At 47.8% G+C, this 15,610-nt stretch carries 20 protein-coding genes and 4 pseudogenes; 16 read left to right on the top strand and 8 right to left on the bottom strand.

The window, feature by feature from the left end; translation table 11 throughout:
* The first annotated feature begins 1 nt into the window (after position 1).
* Genes JCM11216_RS14630 through JCM11216_RS00895 form a run of 4 tightly spaced genes read left to right on the top strand, consistent with a single transcriptional unit; the run spans position 2 to position 1,750 of the window.
* The gene (locus JCM11216_RS14630; protein WP_243674688.1) at positions 2-391 is read left to right on the top strand and encodes a hypothetical protein; all 390 of its coding nucleotides are present in this window, start codon (positions 2-4) and stop codon (positions 389-391) included.
* A complete protein-coding gene (locus JCM11216_RS00900; RefSeq protein ID WP_243674687.1) occupies positions 388-1,173 on the top strand; it encodes a hypothetical protein in 786 nt (261 codons plus the stop codon). The genes JCM11216_RS14630 and JCM11216_RS00900 overlap by 4 nt, the downstream gene beginning before the upstream one ends.
* Positions 1,174-1,211: 38 nt before the next feature.
* Positions 1,212-1,352 carry an AAA family ATPase gene (locus JCM11216_RS14625; protein WP_243674686.1) on the top strand — a complete coding sequence of 47 codons (141 nt, stop codon included), beginning with the start codon at positions 1,212-1,214 and terminating at the stop codon, positions 1,350-1,352.
* Between the two features lie 8 nt (positions 1,353-1,360).
* On the top strand, positions 1,361-1,750 hold the full coding sequence (locus JCM11216_RS00895; protein WP_054853011.1) for a hypothetical protein: 390 nt from the start codon (positions 1,361-1,363) through the stop codon (positions 1,748-1,750).
* On the opposite strand, the pseudogene JCM11216_RS00890 reads toward JCM11216_RS00895, so the two are convergent.
* Positions 1,743-2,494 (bottom strand): annotated as a pseudogene (locus JCM11216_RS00890) (helix-turn-helix domain-containing protein). The gene JCM11216_RS00895 and the pseudogene JCM11216_RS00890 overlap by 8 nt on opposite strands.
* A gap of 194 nt (positions 2,495-2,688) precedes the next feature.
* On the opposite strand from JCM11216_RS00890, the pseudogene JCM11216_RS00885 reads away from it, so the two are divergent.
* The 3 genes and pseudogenes from JCM11216_RS00885 (at position 2,689) to JCM11216_RS00875 (ending at position 4,290) form a co-directional block, all read left to right on the top strand.
* Positions 2,689-3,449, top strand: a pseudogene (locus JCM11216_RS00885) (succinate dehydrogenase iron-sulfur subunit).
* A 5-nt stretch (positions 3,450-3,454) separates the two neighbouring features.
* On the top strand, positions 3,455-3,928 hold the full coding sequence (locus tag JCM11216_RS00880) for a succinate dehydrogenase (RefSeq protein WP_243674685.1): 474 nt from the start codon (positions 3,455-3,457) through the stop codon (positions 3,926-3,928).
* Between the two features lie 5 nt (positions 3,929-3,933).
* The gene (locus JCM11216_RS00875) at positions 3,934-4,290 is read left to right on the top strand and encodes a hypothetical protein (RefSeq protein WP_243674684.1); all 357 of its coding nucleotides are present in this window, start codon (positions 3,934-3,936) and stop codon (positions 4,288-4,290) included.
* Here JCM11216_RS00875 and JCM11216_RS00870 read toward each other — a convergent pair.
* A complete protein-coding gene (locus JCM11216_RS00870; RefSeq protein WP_054853008.1) occupies positions 4,273-5,472 on the bottom strand; it encodes an alanine--glyoxylate aminotransferase family protein in 1,200 nt (399 codons plus the stop codon). The two genes, JCM11216_RS00875 and JCM11216_RS00870, sit on opposite strands and share 18 nt — an antisense overlap.
* 140 nt (positions 5,473-5,612) lie before the next feature.
* Here JCM11216_RS00870 and JCM11216_RS14620 point away from each other — a divergent pair, with 140 nt between their 5' ends.
* Both JCM11216_RS14620 and JCM11216_RS14615 read left to right on the top strand, forming a co-directional pair.
* Positions 5,613-5,927 (top strand): ATP-binding cassette domain-containing protein, encoded by a 315-nt coding sequence (locus tag JCM11216_RS14620; RefSeq protein ID WP_243674683.1) that lies wholly within the window; start codon positions 5,613-5,615, stop codon positions 5,925-5,927.
* 70 nt (positions 5,928-5,997) lie between these two features.
* Positions 5,998-6,660: a hypothetical protein gene (locus tag JCM11216_RS14615; RefSeq protein WP_243674682.1), complete on the top strand. Its 663-nt coding sequence runs from the start codon at positions 5,998-6,000 to the stop codon at positions 6,658-6,660.
* Here the strand turns inward: JCM11216_RS14615 and JCM11216_RS00860 are convergent.
* Positions 6,657-7,097, bottom strand: a pseudogene (locus JCM11216_RS00860) (PadR family transcriptional regulator). The gene JCM11216_RS14615 and the pseudogene JCM11216_RS00860 overlap by 4 nt on opposite strands.
* Before the next feature lie 100 nt (positions 7,098-7,197).
* Here JCM11216_RS00860 and JCM11216_RS00855 point away from each other — a divergent pair.
* The 4 genes from JCM11216_RS00855 to JCM11216_RS00845 are packed head-to-tail and all read left to right on the top strand — an operon-like array spanning position 7,198 to position 10,252.
* A complete protein-coding gene (locus JCM11216_RS00855; protein ID WP_243674681.1) occupies positions 7,198-8,196 on the top strand; it encodes an aminotransferase class I/II-fold pyridoxal phosphate-dependent enzyme in 999 nt (332 codons plus the stop codon).
* A gap of 15 nt (positions 8,197-8,211) precedes the next feature.
* Complete coding sequence (locus JCM11216_RS00850; RefSeq protein WP_243674680.1) at positions 8,212-9,303, top strand: M20/M25/M40 family metallo-hydrolase; 1,092 nt, start codon at positions 8,212-8,214, stop codon at positions 9,301-9,303.
* A complete protein-coding gene (locus JCM11216_RS14610) occupies positions 9,198-9,488 on the top strand; it encodes a M20/M25/M40 family metallo-hydrolase (RefSeq protein WP_243674831.1) in 291 nt (96 codons plus the stop codon). The genes JCM11216_RS00850 and JCM11216_RS14610 overlap by 106 nt, the downstream gene beginning before the upstream one ends.
* Positions 9,489-9,526: 38 nt before the next feature.
* A complete protein-coding gene (locus JCM11216_RS00845; RefSeq protein WP_054853007.1) occupies positions 9,527-10,252 on the top strand; it encodes an alanyl-tRNA editing protein AlaXM in 726 nt (241 codons plus the stop codon).
* A gap of 12 nt (positions 10,253-10,264) precedes the next feature.
* Here JCM11216_RS00845 and JCM11216_RS00840 read toward each other — a convergent pair whose 3' ends face one another.
* Positions 10,265-10,885 (bottom strand): hypothetical protein, encoded by a 621-nt coding sequence (locus tag JCM11216_RS00840; protein WP_054853006.1) that lies wholly within the window; start codon positions 10,883-10,885, stop codon positions 10,265-10,267.
* A 257-nt stretch (positions 10,886-11,142) separates the two neighbouring features.
* Here JCM11216_RS00840 and JCM11216_RS00835 point away from each other — a divergent pair, with 257 nt between their 5' ends.
* Positions 11,143-11,622, top strand: a complete 480-nt coding sequence (locus JCM11216_RS00835; RefSeq protein WP_054853005.1) for a hypothetical protein — start codon at positions 11,143-11,145, stop codon at positions 11,620-11,622.
* 17 nt (positions 11,623-11,639) lie between these two features.
* Positions 11,640-11,837: a hypothetical protein gene (locus JCM11216_RS00830; RefSeq protein WP_054853004.1), complete on the top strand. Its 198-nt coding sequence runs from the start codon at positions 11,640-11,642 to the stop codon at positions 11,835-11,837.
* A gap of 32 nt (positions 11,838-11,869) precedes the next feature.
* Here JCM11216_RS00830 and JCM11216_RS00825 read toward each other — a convergent pair whose 3' ends face one another.
* From JCM11216_RS00825 to JCM11216_RS14595, 4 genes are read right to left on the bottom strand one after another with little or no spacing between them, the layout of a single operon-like run.
* Positions 11,870-13,111, bottom strand: coding sequence for an ABC transporter permease (locus tag JCM11216_RS00825; protein WP_054853003.1), 1,242 nt, complete (start codon positions 13,109-13,111; stop codon positions 11,870-11,872).
* Positions 13,108-13,476, bottom strand: a complete 369-nt coding sequence (locus tag JCM11216_RS14605; protein WP_243674679.1) for a hypothetical protein — start codon at positions 13,474-13,476, stop codon at positions 13,108-13,110. The genes JCM11216_RS00825 and JCM11216_RS14605 overlap by 4 nt, the downstream gene beginning before the upstream one ends.
* Positions 13,477-13,516: 40 nt before the next feature.
* Positions 13,517-14,209 (bottom strand): hypothetical protein, encoded by a 693-nt coding sequence (locus JCM11216_RS14600; RefSeq protein ID WP_243674678.1) that lies wholly within the window; start codon positions 14,207-14,209, stop codon positions 13,517-13,519.
* Between the two features lie 22 nt (positions 14,210-14,231).
* Entirely contained in the window at positions 14,232-14,756 is a 525-nt protein-coding gene (locus JCM11216_RS14595; RefSeq protein ID WP_243674677.1) for a hypothetical protein, read from the bottom strand.
* 120 nt (positions 14,757-14,876) lie between these two features.
* Here JCM11216_RS14595 and JCM11216_RS00815 point away from each other — a divergent pair.
* Positions 14,877-15,603, top strand: a pseudogene (locus tag JCM11216_RS00815) (ABC transporter ATP-binding protein).
* Positions 15,604-15,610 lie beyond the last annotated feature (7 nt).

The following is a 15,610-nucleotide window of genomic DNA, read 5'->3' as shown; positions in this document are numbered from 1 at the left end:
TATGAGTAGTTACCCAAGAATGGAGGTTAGGGAGGGCTTGGTCTCAATAATCGCACCTGATTTGTCAAAGTACATTGTTGGCAATAGGCCCGAGCCAGCCCATGCACCCGTGTTTTACAACCCCAGGATGGAGGTTAATAGGTCGTTGTCCATAGCCGTAGTTAATGGTTACATAAGCTATACGGGTAAGGTGGGCATTACTGCCTGCGAGCCGTTGTCAGGGACTGGGATTAGGGCCGTTAGGTACGCTAGGGAGGTCAATGGCATCTCTAGGGTCATAGCTAACGATATTTCTGAAAAGGCCTATGAGTTAATAAAGTTGAACATAGATAGGAATGGCCTAAACGATATAATTAACGTACACAGGACGATGCAAATAACCTATTATTGAGGGCCGCCCGTGAGGGTGGCTGTGACGTAGTCGATATTGACCCCCCCTTCGGGTCTCCACAGCCATTCATAGAGAATAGCCTTAGGGCCATTAAGGATCAGGGTCTACTATGCGTGACGGCGACTGACGTAGGCGTTTTATCGGGTAAGTACCCAATTAAGTGCGTTAGGCGTTATGGGGCATTACCGCAGAAGTTCCCCCCCTATAGGTTTGAGGTAGGCATTAGAATATTAATATCGTTGATTGCACGGTACGCCTTATCAATGGATTACGGGATACAACCACTGGTATCATTTCTCGACGGCCATTACTACAGGGTTTGCGCATTGATTCTTAAGGATCGGTCCTACGCCCTGGAAACACTAAAGAACCTTGGTTATGCATACTACAGGTCAGGCACATTACAGAGGGGGGGCTTTATACCTGGATACCCAATACCTAGTATTACTAGGTATAGACTGGCGGGCCCACTATGGATTGGTAATTTATGGGATGCTGGATTCCTAGTAAATTACTTCATGAGGAACATTAGGGATTACTTCAGTAATAGGGCTAAGGAAATTGGCATGTTAATTACCGATGAGTCACTCGGACCTAACATACCCTATGCACTCACCACAGAGGTAGGCAAGGACTTGGGGGGGCGTGAACTGCCCATTAATGATATCATAAATGTGATAAGAGGGCTTGGTTACCAAGCCGTGAGGTCCCACTTCCACATTAAGGGATTTAGAACAAACGCTGACCTGCTTAGGATCAGGGAGATTATTGTGGGTAAATAAAATAAGCCTAGTGGCTCTGGTCATATGTGCTGGTGATAGTGATAACCGGCTTACCCGGCTCTGGGAAAACAATAGTTTCCGACGTGGCGAGGGAGCTGGGTCTCCCTGTGGTAACCATGGGTGATATAATTAGGGAGGAGGCCGTGAAGAGTGGTATCTCCTCATCCATGCATCGGTAATCCTTAGGTTGAGAAATGGCACCAGGATAATTGCCTATAAGACTATTGATAAGATCCCAAAGTCATTGAATGCCATTGTTATTGATGGGGGGGCTAGGAGTATTAGGGAGGTTGAAACCATTGAGGAGGTATTATCTACCAAGGCGGTATTAATCTACGTAGTTGCACCCTGGAGGTTAAGGTTTGAGAGGTTGCTAAGGAGGGGGGGTAGGCCCGATGACCCGAAGACCCTTGAGGACTTCCTAATGAGGGACCTTAGGGAGTTGAGGTATGGACTTGGCGACTTAATAGCTAGGGCCGATTATATACTAGTTAATGACTCATCAATCGACGAACTCAGGGAAAAAGCACGCAAGATCCTAACCTCACTAATTACGCAAGTAGGTAATTTCACCTAGTGACCATCCTCTGTCGCTCGGCCAGATTCCTTAAGGCCGCTAGTAATTCATCAATCGTATTATTAACAATAGCCAATGGTATTCGTTCCCTCCTGGCAATCTCAATACCCAAGTAGTCAGGTCTATCAACACCATGCATAATAATCACGGCCGGTCTCAAGTTCGTGAACGCCATCATAGACTTTATGGCGATTAATGGGGGGGACCTACCATACTTAACATTGGTGAACACGGCAGCCCTCTGCGTTGTGCTTCCATAAAGCTTTAGGTATTCGTGGGATGGCACATCAAGGACAAGCTTTAGGCTGTCGACCACCGTGTACCCATGAATATCGACATAACCCTCAGGCCCACCGCGATCGTGGCCCCTATAGCCTTAACGAATTCATTAATCTCGATTGGCACGTCGAAGTCCCTCATGTCAAGAATCGCCTCCCAAAACCTCTCGCCACCAAGTTGCCTACTCAGGATGTAAAGTCTCTGCCCACCCCCCCTCTCAAGCTCGTAATCTACCAACGCCTTAACAACCCTCCTAATGAATTGAGAACCAGGTGACTTCCTACGCCCAGACTCATAATCACTGATCACGCTTGGCGATGTGCCGAGCCTAGCCGCCAACTCAGCCTGGGACATCTCGAAGAACTCGCGCCACTTTCTAATTCCCTTGCCGGGATTTTCTGAGAGTACTATGTCGCCGGCTATCCTAATCATAATGTCCGTTATAAAACCCTCATACTCAACCATTAAGAAATATACAAAAGTCTGGTATTTATGCGTTTTACCGTGATTGTAGACATCACGAGAACGCCAAGTGGCAATTAACTATTCCATTTTATTCTTTTCCAAGGAAGAACTTATAAAGACATTATTATTCATAGCTAAGCGTGTCTTCTCAACAGACTGGCAGTGCATTACAGACGACTGTTGCTACGGGAAAGATAACCATAACCAAACCACCACTTGGTTCACCCATTAAGCGTACATACACATTTAGGGTTAAGAGGTATGATCCAGAAAAGAGGAGGTATTACTGGCGCGAGTACAAGGTCGAGCTCACAAATCACGAAACAGTGCTTGATGGACTACTGAAGATTAAGTGGAGCCAAGATGCCACATTATCCTTCAGGTATAGCTGCAGGATGGGCATTTGCGGCTCCTGCGGCATGATAATTAATGGAACGCCAAGGCTGGCCTGCGAGACAAAGCCCTACGACCTAGGCACTGAGGTCGTAACAATAGAACCACTCAGTAATTTCGAACCAATAAAGGACGTAGCAACTGACTTCTCGGACTTCTTCAGGAAGCATAGGAGTGTTAAGCCTTGGTTGATTAGGAAGGATGAGACGGAGCAATTCGAGAAGCTGGAGACCTATTACCCACAGACGGAGGAACAACTAAGTGATTACTTGGAATTTGCATACTGCATCAAATGCGGTCTTTGTTACTCGGCCTGCCCAATGGTTTTTCTGAACAAGGACTACCTGGCCCACAGGCCCTCGCCCAGGCATATAGGTGGAGTGCCGATAGTAGGGATGAGGGCGCCGTGCTTAGGCTTAAGGTCGTTGATAGCGAGAACGGCGTCTGGTCATGCCACTACAGCGGCACCTGCAGTAAGGTATGCCCCCCCAAGGATGTTGATCCAGCCCTGGCAATAAACCTTTTGAAGAAGTGGTTATTAACAGGTAAGCGTAATAGGTGATGGGAATGGCGCAACAGAAACAGGTAAAGAGGGTCCCACCAAAGTGGTCCCTTTGGTTTAAGGGCCTTGACGAGTGGTTACTGATTTTCCAGAAGGTCAGTGGCGCAATCCTCATTCTATACCTAATCGGCCATACCCTGGTAATATCCACGGCGCTCGGCCTTGGCCATCCGTCGCAGTTAACGTGGAATACAATAATAGGCACCATAGAGGGGGGGCCGGCGATCTATGGGCATGTGCATGTCGGTACAGTAATTGAGTACTTAATAGCGCTTTTGGCGGCTGTTCACGGTGCCAACGGCTTCAGGCTGATACTAACGCAGTACTTCGGTGTTGGCCTTCCAAGGCCCGAGAGGCACACATTCCCAAGGGCAGTGCCCTCGGTTAGGAAGACTGGGCAGGCATGGCTTAAGTACGTAGCCGTTATTGTCGTCATCATATTCCTCATACTAGCAACACTAGTGGCCTTCATATGGTGATGGGCATGGTGAGCGCATCCACACTAAGAAAGTGGCAATACCTCCTTGGTATAGTGCTTATTGTGGTTGTTGGAATACACCTGGCCTTCAGGTGGCCGAGTTATGAGCAATCAATAACATACTCAGCCGCAATAAGCCATATACAGGCCTGGGACTTTGCATACGCAGCTGTCCTATACATACTCCTCTATGCCGCGTTAACGCATGGCCTCATAGGCCTCAGAACACTGCTGCTCGAGTTATGGCATTGGAAGTACGCCAGGATAACTGTGGACGCGGTATTAATAGTGATAGGGGGGGTTGCCGTGGCCGTGATTGGAACGATAGCCCTAACAGGCACAATATTAGCCCTCATCCATTGAGAATTGCTGTGGTTCCCAGTAATTCAAAATCTCCTTAAAAACATCTATGTTATTAATACTGCCGGTGTTATTCATGATCGATAATGCGGCCATTATAGACGAAACCAGGGTAAGCACATCCCTCCTTGTTAGGTAACCCATGTTACCAATCCTGAAGGCCTTACCCTTCACATCATCCATGGCATCCGAAATCGACACACCGAGCCTATATACCGTTTTCCTGAACTCATCAGGGCTGATACCCTGTGGGTACTTAAATGAGAGTACCGTTGTTGATCTGTGGTAGTCATTCTTTATAAAGGGTTCCAGGCCCATCTTATTAAGGGCGTTCACAATCGCCTTACCCCTCTCTACGTGCCACCTAATCCAGTTCTCAAGGCCAACCTCCCTAATTATGCCCAGGGCCTCCCTAATGGCGAATAGGTAATTAACGGAGGGCGTGAACGGTGTCTCAGACTTCTCTCCAAACTTCCTCATTAACTTAATGTCGAAGTAAATACTCGCGTGATTCACGGAATCGGCCTTACGATAGGCCTCGCTCGAGGCTACAGCAATGAACGACATGACCGGCGGGGGGGCAGCAAGGCATTTTTGGCTGCTAGATACAGCAACGTCAATCCCCCCCCAGGAATCCACCTCAAAGTAATCACCGCCTAGGGCGGACACATTATCAACAAGCACCAAGGCGCCGTAGGACTTAATCCACCCAGCAACCTTTGGCAGGTCCCTAAACACAATGCCTGGGCTTGTGTCGTTATAGACCGTGGCGAATACATCAACTTGCTTGATACCCATTGACTCAACACGAGCCCTTAAGTCATCATACGTGGGCGCCCTATCCCAACCATAATCAACCTCAATAACCTCAGCACCAACCCTCCTAAGGTGATTAACAAGCCTCCTACTGAAGCTTCCGAAGACTGGCACGAGAACGGTATCCCTGGGCCTGACGAAGTTGAGGACCATGGTCTCAACGGCGCCGGTACCACTCGCGGTTATTGGGAATACATCACCGTTTGTTCGAAAGACGTACCTTAAGCCCTCAACCACGTCCCTATATAGCCTATGGAAGTGAGGAGACCTATGGTCAACAACCCTCATTAAGGCTCTCATCACCCTAGGTGGTATTTGTGATGGTCCAGGGACCACGAGAAGAGGGTCCGGCGCTAGGTCCAGGTTCACGCACCGTAATTATTGAATTACTATTTAAGCTTTATTTATTAAATATATAAACTACACTGTATTCTAATATATTCCATAGATCCATGATATACACAATTCATGAACCTCAACTTTAATAAATGGCTCTTTAACATAATGATGTGTTAATAACAAGGCTGAACATCAAGGGGGGGTTTAATGGAGTAAATGTCAACATTGAGACCGGGCCCTTAACCGTGATAACAGGTCCACCTGGTTCTGGCAAGTCAATGATCATTGAGTTATTGTGGAGAGTTTTCAGGGGGATCAGGGATAGGGTAATTCTTGAGGATTTATCCAGGGTTGGTGACGCTAGGGTTGAGATTACAATATCACTTGATGATAGAGTTAAGAGGAAACTTGAGGAGGTTGGTTATTCGGGGGGGATAATATATCAATTAGTGTTGGTCTTGATGATGGTTATGTCAGCACCGTGAGAGTTGGTGAAAGGGAGGTCATGGTCGTTGAACTTAGAAATGGCGTTAGTAGGGTTAAGTACCACTGGATGTGGAGGTTGCCGATGCATCAGTGTTATTAAATCCAGATGGGTTAACGCCCAAGGGGGGGCAGGCCCTGCAGCTCGTGAGCAGTGCCTCTGAGGATTATGACACGGCCTTAACGGTCATTAAGGTCCTTAGGGAGTACTTATCCTCAGTGGGTGTTTATAGGATGGGCCCGTACATAGACTTTAGGGGGGGCCGTGTTAAAAATATTGATGTCTCATACACGGACTTCGTCGGCGAGCATGGCGAGCACGTCGTTGAGGTACTCTCTCAATTATTTACTGATCCAAGGAGGGACCAGGACGTGAGGCTTTTGAGGAAGATCTTTAGCGAGCTTGGCTTTAGGAATTTCAGGGCTGGTTGGTACGGAGGTGATCTGGTGCTCTCTTACATAGATAGGAGGGGGGGCCTCGTCCATATTGGTGATGAGTTACCATGCCACATGAAGACAATCCTGGCATTAACCACGCAGTTATTGGTGGCCAGGAAACCGTCATTAATACTCATCGAAAATGCTGATTTCTGCCTCGGTGAGGGCCTTGGTAACGTGATCACTAAGTTATTGAGTAATTATATTGATGGTAAGCAATTAATAATGGAGGTTAGGAATAAGTGGTTCATTGATGAACTGAAGATGCCGCATGTGGTTCTCTATAGCGTTGCCTAACATTGAATACCGACTGCCTTAATGAGGTCTCTAAGGATGCTCTTGATTTTATCCCTATCGGCCTCGCTCAATACATCCCAGTTATCAATAATGTACTTGGCAAGTGATAGGAAGTCATTAACCGCTGCCGTGGTCTTGTCAATGCTTGGTAATCCAATAAAGGCCTTACCACTATCAGTGACCTCGTAATACTTCTTAGTTCCCTCAACCTAGCCACCTTAATCAAGCCATCAGCCTCAAGCTCCTCAAGGGCCGGGTAGACAGAGCCTGGACTTGGTCTCCAGAAGCCCATTGACAACCTCTCGATCTCATCAATAATCTGTGCACCGGTCATTGGACCCCCTACTGCTGAGTAGGTAAAGTATCAAGTACTTCAGGCCTCTCCTCTTTATGAACCACTGCGGCGGTGGACCGAAGCGTCCATGCTCGTGATACATTAATTATCGGATTCAATAGTAGTGGGGGGGATTTATTTAACTTATCTCACAAAATCCTAAACTGAATCATGAGTACCAGGGGGGGACATGGTGGGTATGGGTGGAGGTATGGGTTAATAGACATGAGCTCAAACATGAACCACTGGGTACTCCAAAGGAATTGATTGAGCTGATTAGGGAGGGTGTGGATAATGGTCATTACTCGCACTACCCAACGGAGCTTGGCGGTGAATTAAGGAATTCGCTGGCGGATTTTGAAGGTATTGGGCCTGAGTTTACGTACGTATTTAATGGAGCCACGGAGGCACTGCAATTACTACTCATGTACTTAAGGCCTCGGCGAGTGATAATACCCATACCAAACTACGGCGATTACTTGCGACTAAGTAAGCTCGTAAATGCTGAAACCAGGTTAATTGAGTATTGGGGGGGACGTGGAGACCTAGTGAGCTCGCTGATCAATGACGTAGTGCCAGGCACTATCGTCGTACTCTCAAACCCAAACTCACCAATGGGTTACTTAATCAAGCGTGAGCAATTGCTTGAGTTGGCCGAGGAGTTGGGTAGGCGAGGTGGTGTGTTGATCGTTGATGAGTCCTTCATGGATTTTGTGAGGGTTAGTGAGTCACTAATTAGGGATGCGTTGAATCGGGACTATGTCTTTATCGTTAAGTCATACACCAAGTTCCTAGCAATACCAGGGCTCAGGGTTGGCGCGGTATTCACTAAGGTCAGCATTGAGGACCTGGTGCCCACGTGGCCCGTAAACTCGATAGCCGAGTACGCGGTGTCAAGGTACATGAGGCATGCCCATGGATTCAGGGAGTTAACGATTAAATACGTCGAGGAGGAGAGAGGGAGGGTTTTGAACTCGTTGAGGAAGCTCGGCATTAATTATTACGAATCAACGACTCACTACTTCGTGATAAGGCATAAACCATGGCTCGGTGAGGAACTCATCAAGCACGGATTCCTAATACGTGACCTATCAAACATACCACCACTGACCAAGGGATACTTCAGAATCAGCATTAAGAGTAAGGATGTCGATAGCGATTTCCTCAACGTGCTAATGAAGGTAATGCAAATTAAGTATTGAGTCAATCACCAAATAATGAGTGAAAGGGATCTAAGGGATGATCTTCCAAACCTAGTATCTAAGTTAATTCAGATGCCCAGTGTTAATCCTCCCGGTTATACTGTTAACATCGCTGGCTTCATTAGGGATTGGTTGAGTAGTTTGGGTTTTACGAGTGAGGTTAGGGAGTATGCAAAGGATAAGCCTAACGTGATTGCCAGGGTTGGTAAGGGTAAGCCCGTGCTCATACTTAATGGCCACATGGATGTCGTCCCTCCCGGTGATGAGTCCAAGTGGGTTTACCCACCGTTTTCGGGGAAGATCGTTGAGGGTAGGATATACGGTAGGGGGGGCGCCACGGACATGAAGGGCGGCTTAGCCGTGATAATGACCGTATTCGCGGAGTTAGCACCATTAATTGAGAGGCAGGGCTCTGGTACGTTGGTATTCTCGGCAACGGCTGATGAGGAGACTGGTGGTCACCCAGGTGTTGAGGCCTTGGTTAGGGATGGCGTGTTGGTTGGTGATGCCGCGATAGTTGCTGAGCCGTCTGGCGGTTTTAGGTATTACATTGGGGGGGAGAAGGGTCTTTGCCAGGTTAAGCTTGTGGCGAGGGGGGGTAGGCCTGCCCACGGTAGTTTACCAGTACTTGGTGATAACGCTATCATGAAGCTCATTAGGGCGATTAGCAAGGCTGAGGAACTAATTAACGAGTTTAACAGAAACATTAAGCTGCCCAGTGAGTTGATGGAGGCTATTAAGAATTCGGCTGAGGTTTACCTGGAGGCCTCAAGGGGGGGCTCTGGCCTTAACCTAACGCTTGGTGATTTTGAGAGGGTTGTTGGTACCGTGTCCTTTAATCCTGGGGGGGTTATTAGGGGGGGTGGTTCAAAGATAAACATGGTCCCTGACTACGCAGAGCTTGAGCTAGACATGAGGGTCCCACCAGGGGGGGTCTCACCGAACCAGGTAATTAACCACCTAAGGAACGGGTTGAGTGGGGGGTGGCCGATGTTGAGGTTCTGGACACAAGCGAGCCGAACTACACGGGTCCTGGGGGGGAGACCATTGTTAGGCTTATCCATGAGGGTATTGAGAGGGTGCTCGGTGCCACGCCAAAGCCCATAATAGTGACTGGCGCCACTGACGGTAGGTACCTGAGGGCTAGGGGGGGCATTCCAACGGTTGTTTACGGCCCTGGTGAGTTGGCGCTGGCGCATGCGTATAACGAGTACGTCACGGTTGACGACCTATTAAAGACTCACGACGTAATGTCCTACGCAGTGAGGAGATTCTTTGGTCTTGAGAAGTAGCGCAATTGTTAAGTAATTACTCGCTGGTTTAAAAAGCCATGCCAACCAAATTCCTCTACTGGTGGGACTCGTACAGGAAGGAGTTTGATGCGACTGTGGTTAGGATAGACGGCAATAGGGTTTGGCTCGACCAAACGCTTTTCCACCCGAGGAGTGGTGGCGTTGCCAATGACACGGGCAAGCTTGTTTGGCAGGGTGAGGAGTACGTGGTCAAGGAGGTGGTTAAGGAGGGTGAGGATGCGGTGCACATCCTCGATAGAGAGCCCAGATTCAAGGCTGGTGATGCTGTTCACGGCATAATCGATTGGGATAGGAGGTATAGGTTAATGAGGCTTCACACGGCCACGCACATAATAGCCGCACTGGCATATAAGAAGTACAACGCCCTCGTGACTGGCGGTGACATAACACCTGAGTATGCCAGGGATGACTACAACCTAACCCTGAGTGGTGATGCGCTTAGGAAGGCGTTCCAGGACTTAATTGCTGAGGCCAACGAGGTCGTTAAGAGGGGTATCCCAGTGAAGATTTACTTCCTCAGGAAGGAGGAGGCAATGAAGATACCGGGCATTGTCAAGCTCGCGGAGAGGGAGCCACCGCCTGGGGGGGAGGAGTGGAGGATCGTGGAGATCGAGGGAATTGACATTCAGGCTGATGGTGGACCACACGTGGCTAATACCAGGGAGATTGGGGAGATTGTCTTCCTGAAGTCGGAGAGTAGGGGTAAGGATAAGAAGAGGGTTTATTACACGGTGAAGTCCTGATTTTAAGCAAAGCTATTTCCTCCTCGACCTACTCCTCTTTAATTCTAGGGATGACCTAACGTAGTCAACCAATGAGTATACACCGCTAACCTCCTCGGCAAACCCCTTACCGGCCCATAACCTGGCCGACGTGATTACATCATCACTAACGCCACTAAGCTCATCCATTAATCTAACCGTTGCAAGGCCCCTAGACCTAAGTAGGTTACTGACCTTCTCCATTATCAAAGCCCTGGCGGCGTTAACCGTGTCCCTAAGAACCCTGGATAAGAAGGACCTATCCATAGGCTTAACAAAGTACGTAGCTGACCTGGCATCCCTGTATAGCATTGAATTCAATTCCCCAACTAACGAAGCATCAGGTAGTAGGTATGTGGAGTTGTCAATCCTTGGGCATAGAAGCAATGTGGCCCTCTCCTTAATCATTGAGTATATGTGGGTCTCATAACCAGGTATATCAAAGGTCCAAAGAACAAGATCGCCCTCATTATTTGTGATGATGAAGCTGTGAAGTATGTGGTTAGTCCTAGGAACATCACTTACATGGACATCCTTAATGTCACTGGGACCTTTATACCTACCCTCAAAGCTCATCGACGACATCCCACTCGTTATTCCAAGGACCACATACATCAAAACTAAGATAAACCAGGGGGGGTTTATAAGCTTTACTCTAATAAAAAATAGAAATAACACCAAGAATTATGCCAAATCAACTAATTAAATATGAGAGACATAGGCACTAAATAAAGGATGCCGTGCTTTGGGTCTGGAGAGTCGCCGTAATTATATAATCACGGCGGGTCTTCAAGTCCAAGTTATGACTTTACAAAATTCATTCAAGTCCTGGAAAGCAGTGCTTATTAGTTAAGTGGTTTTCAAGATATTGTATGAGGAAGGGCTTGTTGATGGCCGGCGTGGTTTTAATCGTGGTGGCTATTGTGATTTTTGTCTTTGGCATGTACATACTTGCCCGACAGGTAAGGCTCACCGTTATGACAGTGACTTTAAGCCCTGGTGAGGAAATCGCAGTAGGCGTTGTAAGTCCAGGTAAGGTATTTACCATGTCCTATATGGACTCTATTAATAAATCCCTGGAATTTTACGTTACGGCACCTCCTAACGCACCTCAAAGATATATCATATTTCAAAGATACGTCTATGGCCTTTATGTTGTGACTTGTTCACTAATAGGCAATGGCACCGGTACTCTGTATTTAGTAAATAATTACACGGTGCCCGTGACCATCACGTATTATATTTATCATGGGCTCGTATCCGTCGGTTCATTTCTTCTTATGAGTATAGTAATTGGCATTATAGGTGTGGTATTGGCAATACTAGGTGCGGTACTGAAGCCAAGGAAGTGATTATTTAATAAAGGGTATTGCTTAGGGAATTATTCGTTAAAAGAGGTTGGAGGGAGTTGAAGGCGGCCCTTGAGGCTGCGGAGGGTAAGTCAATCAATGATAAGTCACTCTACATACTACTCAGGGAGTTGATGGATCACGGCATTGTTGAGAGGGTCGATGAGGAGTACGTAATTGCAGACCCAATACTTAGGAGGGCTGTACTTAAATTATGACATGTTTTTAGACCTAATAAGCATCCCGGTCCTCACTCATAACGGAGAGTTTGAGCTGGCGGTATTCTCATGGCTCTTATCGCTGGTATTAACGCGGCTATTATGTTTATTGCTATGGGTAGTATGAATATTGTGGCGTAGTCGAGTGGTGTTAGGGCTATGGGTAGCATTATTGATGATGTGGCGGTGGTAGTCCTCACGGCCCTGCCCGGTCCTCCAAAGGCTGGCCCCATCATTGATGATGGGCTTGGGAAGGCGCTGACTATGGCCATGAGGAGTGCCGTGCCTATCACGGAGCCTATTATGGCTATTATCGCGGCCTCGATAATGAGGAGTAGTGGTATTGACCTGCCACTGAAGCCCACTGCCCTCATTATCCCGAACTCCCTGGTCCTCTGGATCACGTTTATCATCATCGTGTCGAACATCCAGATGCCGATTATTACGAAGCTTATGCCGGCTATGAAGGCTAGGAAGAGCTCGAGCACCGTGAAGAACTGGTTAATGCTCGATAGTAGTGTTGATAGGTTTAATACCTGGTCCATTGGGAATAGGGCCTTTAACTCGTTAGTGACGTAGTTTATGTTGTTTGGTGAGTCCACGTAAACGATTATTCCATCAACTATGCCGGACGGGTCGAATTGAGAGAGGAACGTGTTCTCATCAATGAATATGGCATTATTCGGATTCAAACCAATGACACCAATACCGCTCTGCTGCATTATGGCGCCTACCGTGTAAGTCAACTCAGAACCACCTGGCGTTGTTATCACCATGACCTGCCCAGGATAGGCAATCTGCTGGCCGGTGCTTGTGAAGGCAATGTCGTAACCAACCAGGGCCAGGCCAGGTGATAGTACCGGTGCGCCGGCCAGTATGGCATTGCTCAGTGAGGTCACTCCGTAGAGCTGCATTATCTCCTGTTCCGTGGCCCCCCCTATTACCGTGGCCGTCACCTCATGCCCATTAATATTTACCTTAGCCACCGTGGAGAGGATCGGTATGGCGTTAGTCACGTGTGGTATGTCCATGACTTCGTAAACGTCGGTGATCGTTAGCTGGGAATTCTGTCCTGGGAATAGGAACACGGTATTCGTTCCAAAGACCCTCTCGAAGAAGCTCGTGGTCAACGCCTTATAGCCCTGCCCCATGCCTATGGCGAGGCCAAGGGCCACTATGGCTATTACTATGCCTACAATGGCGCCTATTGTCCTGCCCCCCCTACGCTCCCACGCCGCACTCCACGCCAGTTTAAAGTAGTCACTAATCCTCATGAGGAGCCACCGTGCCTCCTACGCAGGAGTAGAACTACGGTGATTATCATTATCACGGCTATTATGGCCAGCGTAATTATTACGTAAGTGAAGAGGCTGACCCTATGATACCTATAGTAATACCCATAGTTGGTGCCTTGCGGTCCAGTCTGTGGAAATGCTGACTGCGTAATTAGTGTTGCGTTTTTAATCACGGTTATTGGCACGGTGTAATACTGAGTATGTTGTTGCCCGAATTGGTCCGTGTACTGTATTTGGAAGGTTATGGTAGTATTCATGGTTCTCATAATGGTGAAACTGAAGGCCACAGCACTTAATTGTTGGGAGTTCAGCGTGCCCATGTAGGTGCTTGACTGACTAATCATCTCAATGCCGGGGGGGCCTGGTATTGCGGTTATGTTTAGGTTATAGGCTGGTACCGGCCCCCCGTATTAACGAAGTTAGGGACACGGAGCCAGTCTCGCCAATCGTCAATGGTGTTGGCGCTACTTGGTAACCGGTGATTAGTATTGATGGTTCATTTAACACCGAGAGGGTCATCGTGCCCTGGGTACCTCCTGGGTATCCACCGGTGTATTGATAAGTTAGTGAGTATGTTATGGATGCTGAGGATGAGGTTATTGGGACGGCAATGGGTACGTAAATGTAATCTGTTGACCCGGGCATTATCTCTGTAATGTCATACGTGGTATTACCCGTTAGGCTTAATCCCTGGGTTGATGCTATGACCAGGGTCACGTTATAAATAGGCACTGGGTTCACATTTCTAATACCAATGGCTAATTTGCCAGAGCCAATACTTAACGAGGAATTGACTGGGTAAACAATGACTTGACTTGAGGATACCGTAGTAACGCTCATGCTTATTGAAATACTCCCGCTCACAGTATTGCCAACTTCGTCGAGGCCTGAGTAACTTATGGTAATCGTTACTGGGCCACTACCCGTTGGTAGTACGTACAGTATCGTTGTGTAGTTGCTTCCTGGGTTTAGCGTCCCAATTATTAATGTGTTGGAGCCCGCAGCCAAGGTGGCGCCCTCGATTCCCACGTTGGCCTGTAGATCATAAATGGGGCCACTACCATTATTGCTTATCACGAGCTCCACCGGATTAGCAAGGTTACTGACTAGGTACTGTGTATTGGTCTGTGCCGTGATTATTGGGGGAGCCGTAAATAACCAGTGGGAAGTTTATGTTCATTGAGCCTGAGCCCGCCACCTCGATGTACGTGGTTACCTGGGCCCTGGGTGATGTCTCGTACTCGGCGCCCCCCCAGCTTATGGTTAATGTCGATTGGCAGTTAATGGGTAGTGTTGAGTTTATTAGGTATGTGACCGTGACCTCCTGCCCAGGGTTCAGCCAACCAATGAATACAGGGTTTTGGGAAACCACGGCGCCGCTGCAGGGTGTTAGGGAGAACTCCGTGTTGTATAGGTAGTAGCCGCCCGTGTATATTAGTGTTATTGAGACCTTGGAAACGCCAGTAATGGTTGGTGATGGTGTCGAGGATATACTGACTATTGAGAAGGGTGGTGCAGTGTTTGAGTACTGCTGTGCCTGTGCCAGGGGGGGTATTAAGGTCAGTAGTGTGATTAACGCCGTGATTATTACTAACGTATACCTATTAGTTATCATTTTCGACATCGAACCTAAGGCCATGTATGTTCTTATAAACCATACTCTCTTTAAATGCGCACATTATTATCTACACTATATGGGTATTTGGTGAGTATGTATTTTAAAGAGGCGTTGTAATAACTCACCGTGTCGTTTATCGAGGCCAGGGACGTGTGGAAATATTATGGTGACTATCCGGCACTACGTGTTGAATCTCGAGATTAAGGAAGGTGAGTTCAGGTGCATCATCGGGCCAAGCGGCAGCGGCAAGACAACACTACTCAGCCTAATAGGCGGCTTGGACAGGGTTAGTAAGGGCTACCTGAGGGTCGGCCCCCCCTATGAACTGCATAAACTCAGTAACGCGGAGCTCGATAGGTATAGGAATGAGTTCCTGGGCTTCGTATTCCAACTATACTACTTAATACCTAGGATGTCCGTGCTTGAGAACGTTGAGTTACCGTTAATAGCCAGGGGGGGTGTTGACCCAAGTCAAAGGAGAAAGCTGGCCCTTGAGGCTCTTGAAATGGTTGGTCTCAGAAACAAGGCCAGGAGGAAACCCAATGAGCTCAGTGGTGGTGAGCAGCAGAGGGTTGCGATTGCAAGGGCGATAGTGGCCAGGCCAAGGCTTTTGCTGGCTGATGAGCCCACGGGTAACCTGGATAGTAAGACGGCCATGGTGATAATGGATATCTTTAGGAAGTTGAATAAGGAGCTTGGGATGACGATAGTGATGGTTACTCATAACCTCGAGTTAATAGGTAATTGCCACAGGGTTTCCAGAATAAGTGATGGTGTGATAACGAGGACTTACGATGTACCACAGGTACACGAGGGCATTGAACAGTTAATTAGGGAACTAACCACCATTTAAGCCAAGC

The organism is Vulcanisaeta distributa JCM 11216 (genome assembly GCF_001315985.1).
GTDB classification, from domain to species: domain Archaea; phylum Thermoproteota; class Thermoprotei; order Thermoproteales; family Thermocladiaceae; genus Vulcanisaeta; species Vulcanisaeta distributa_E.
The sequence above is the reverse complement of the archived record's forward strand: the minus strand, read 5'-3'. Positions and strand labels throughout refer to the sequence as shown.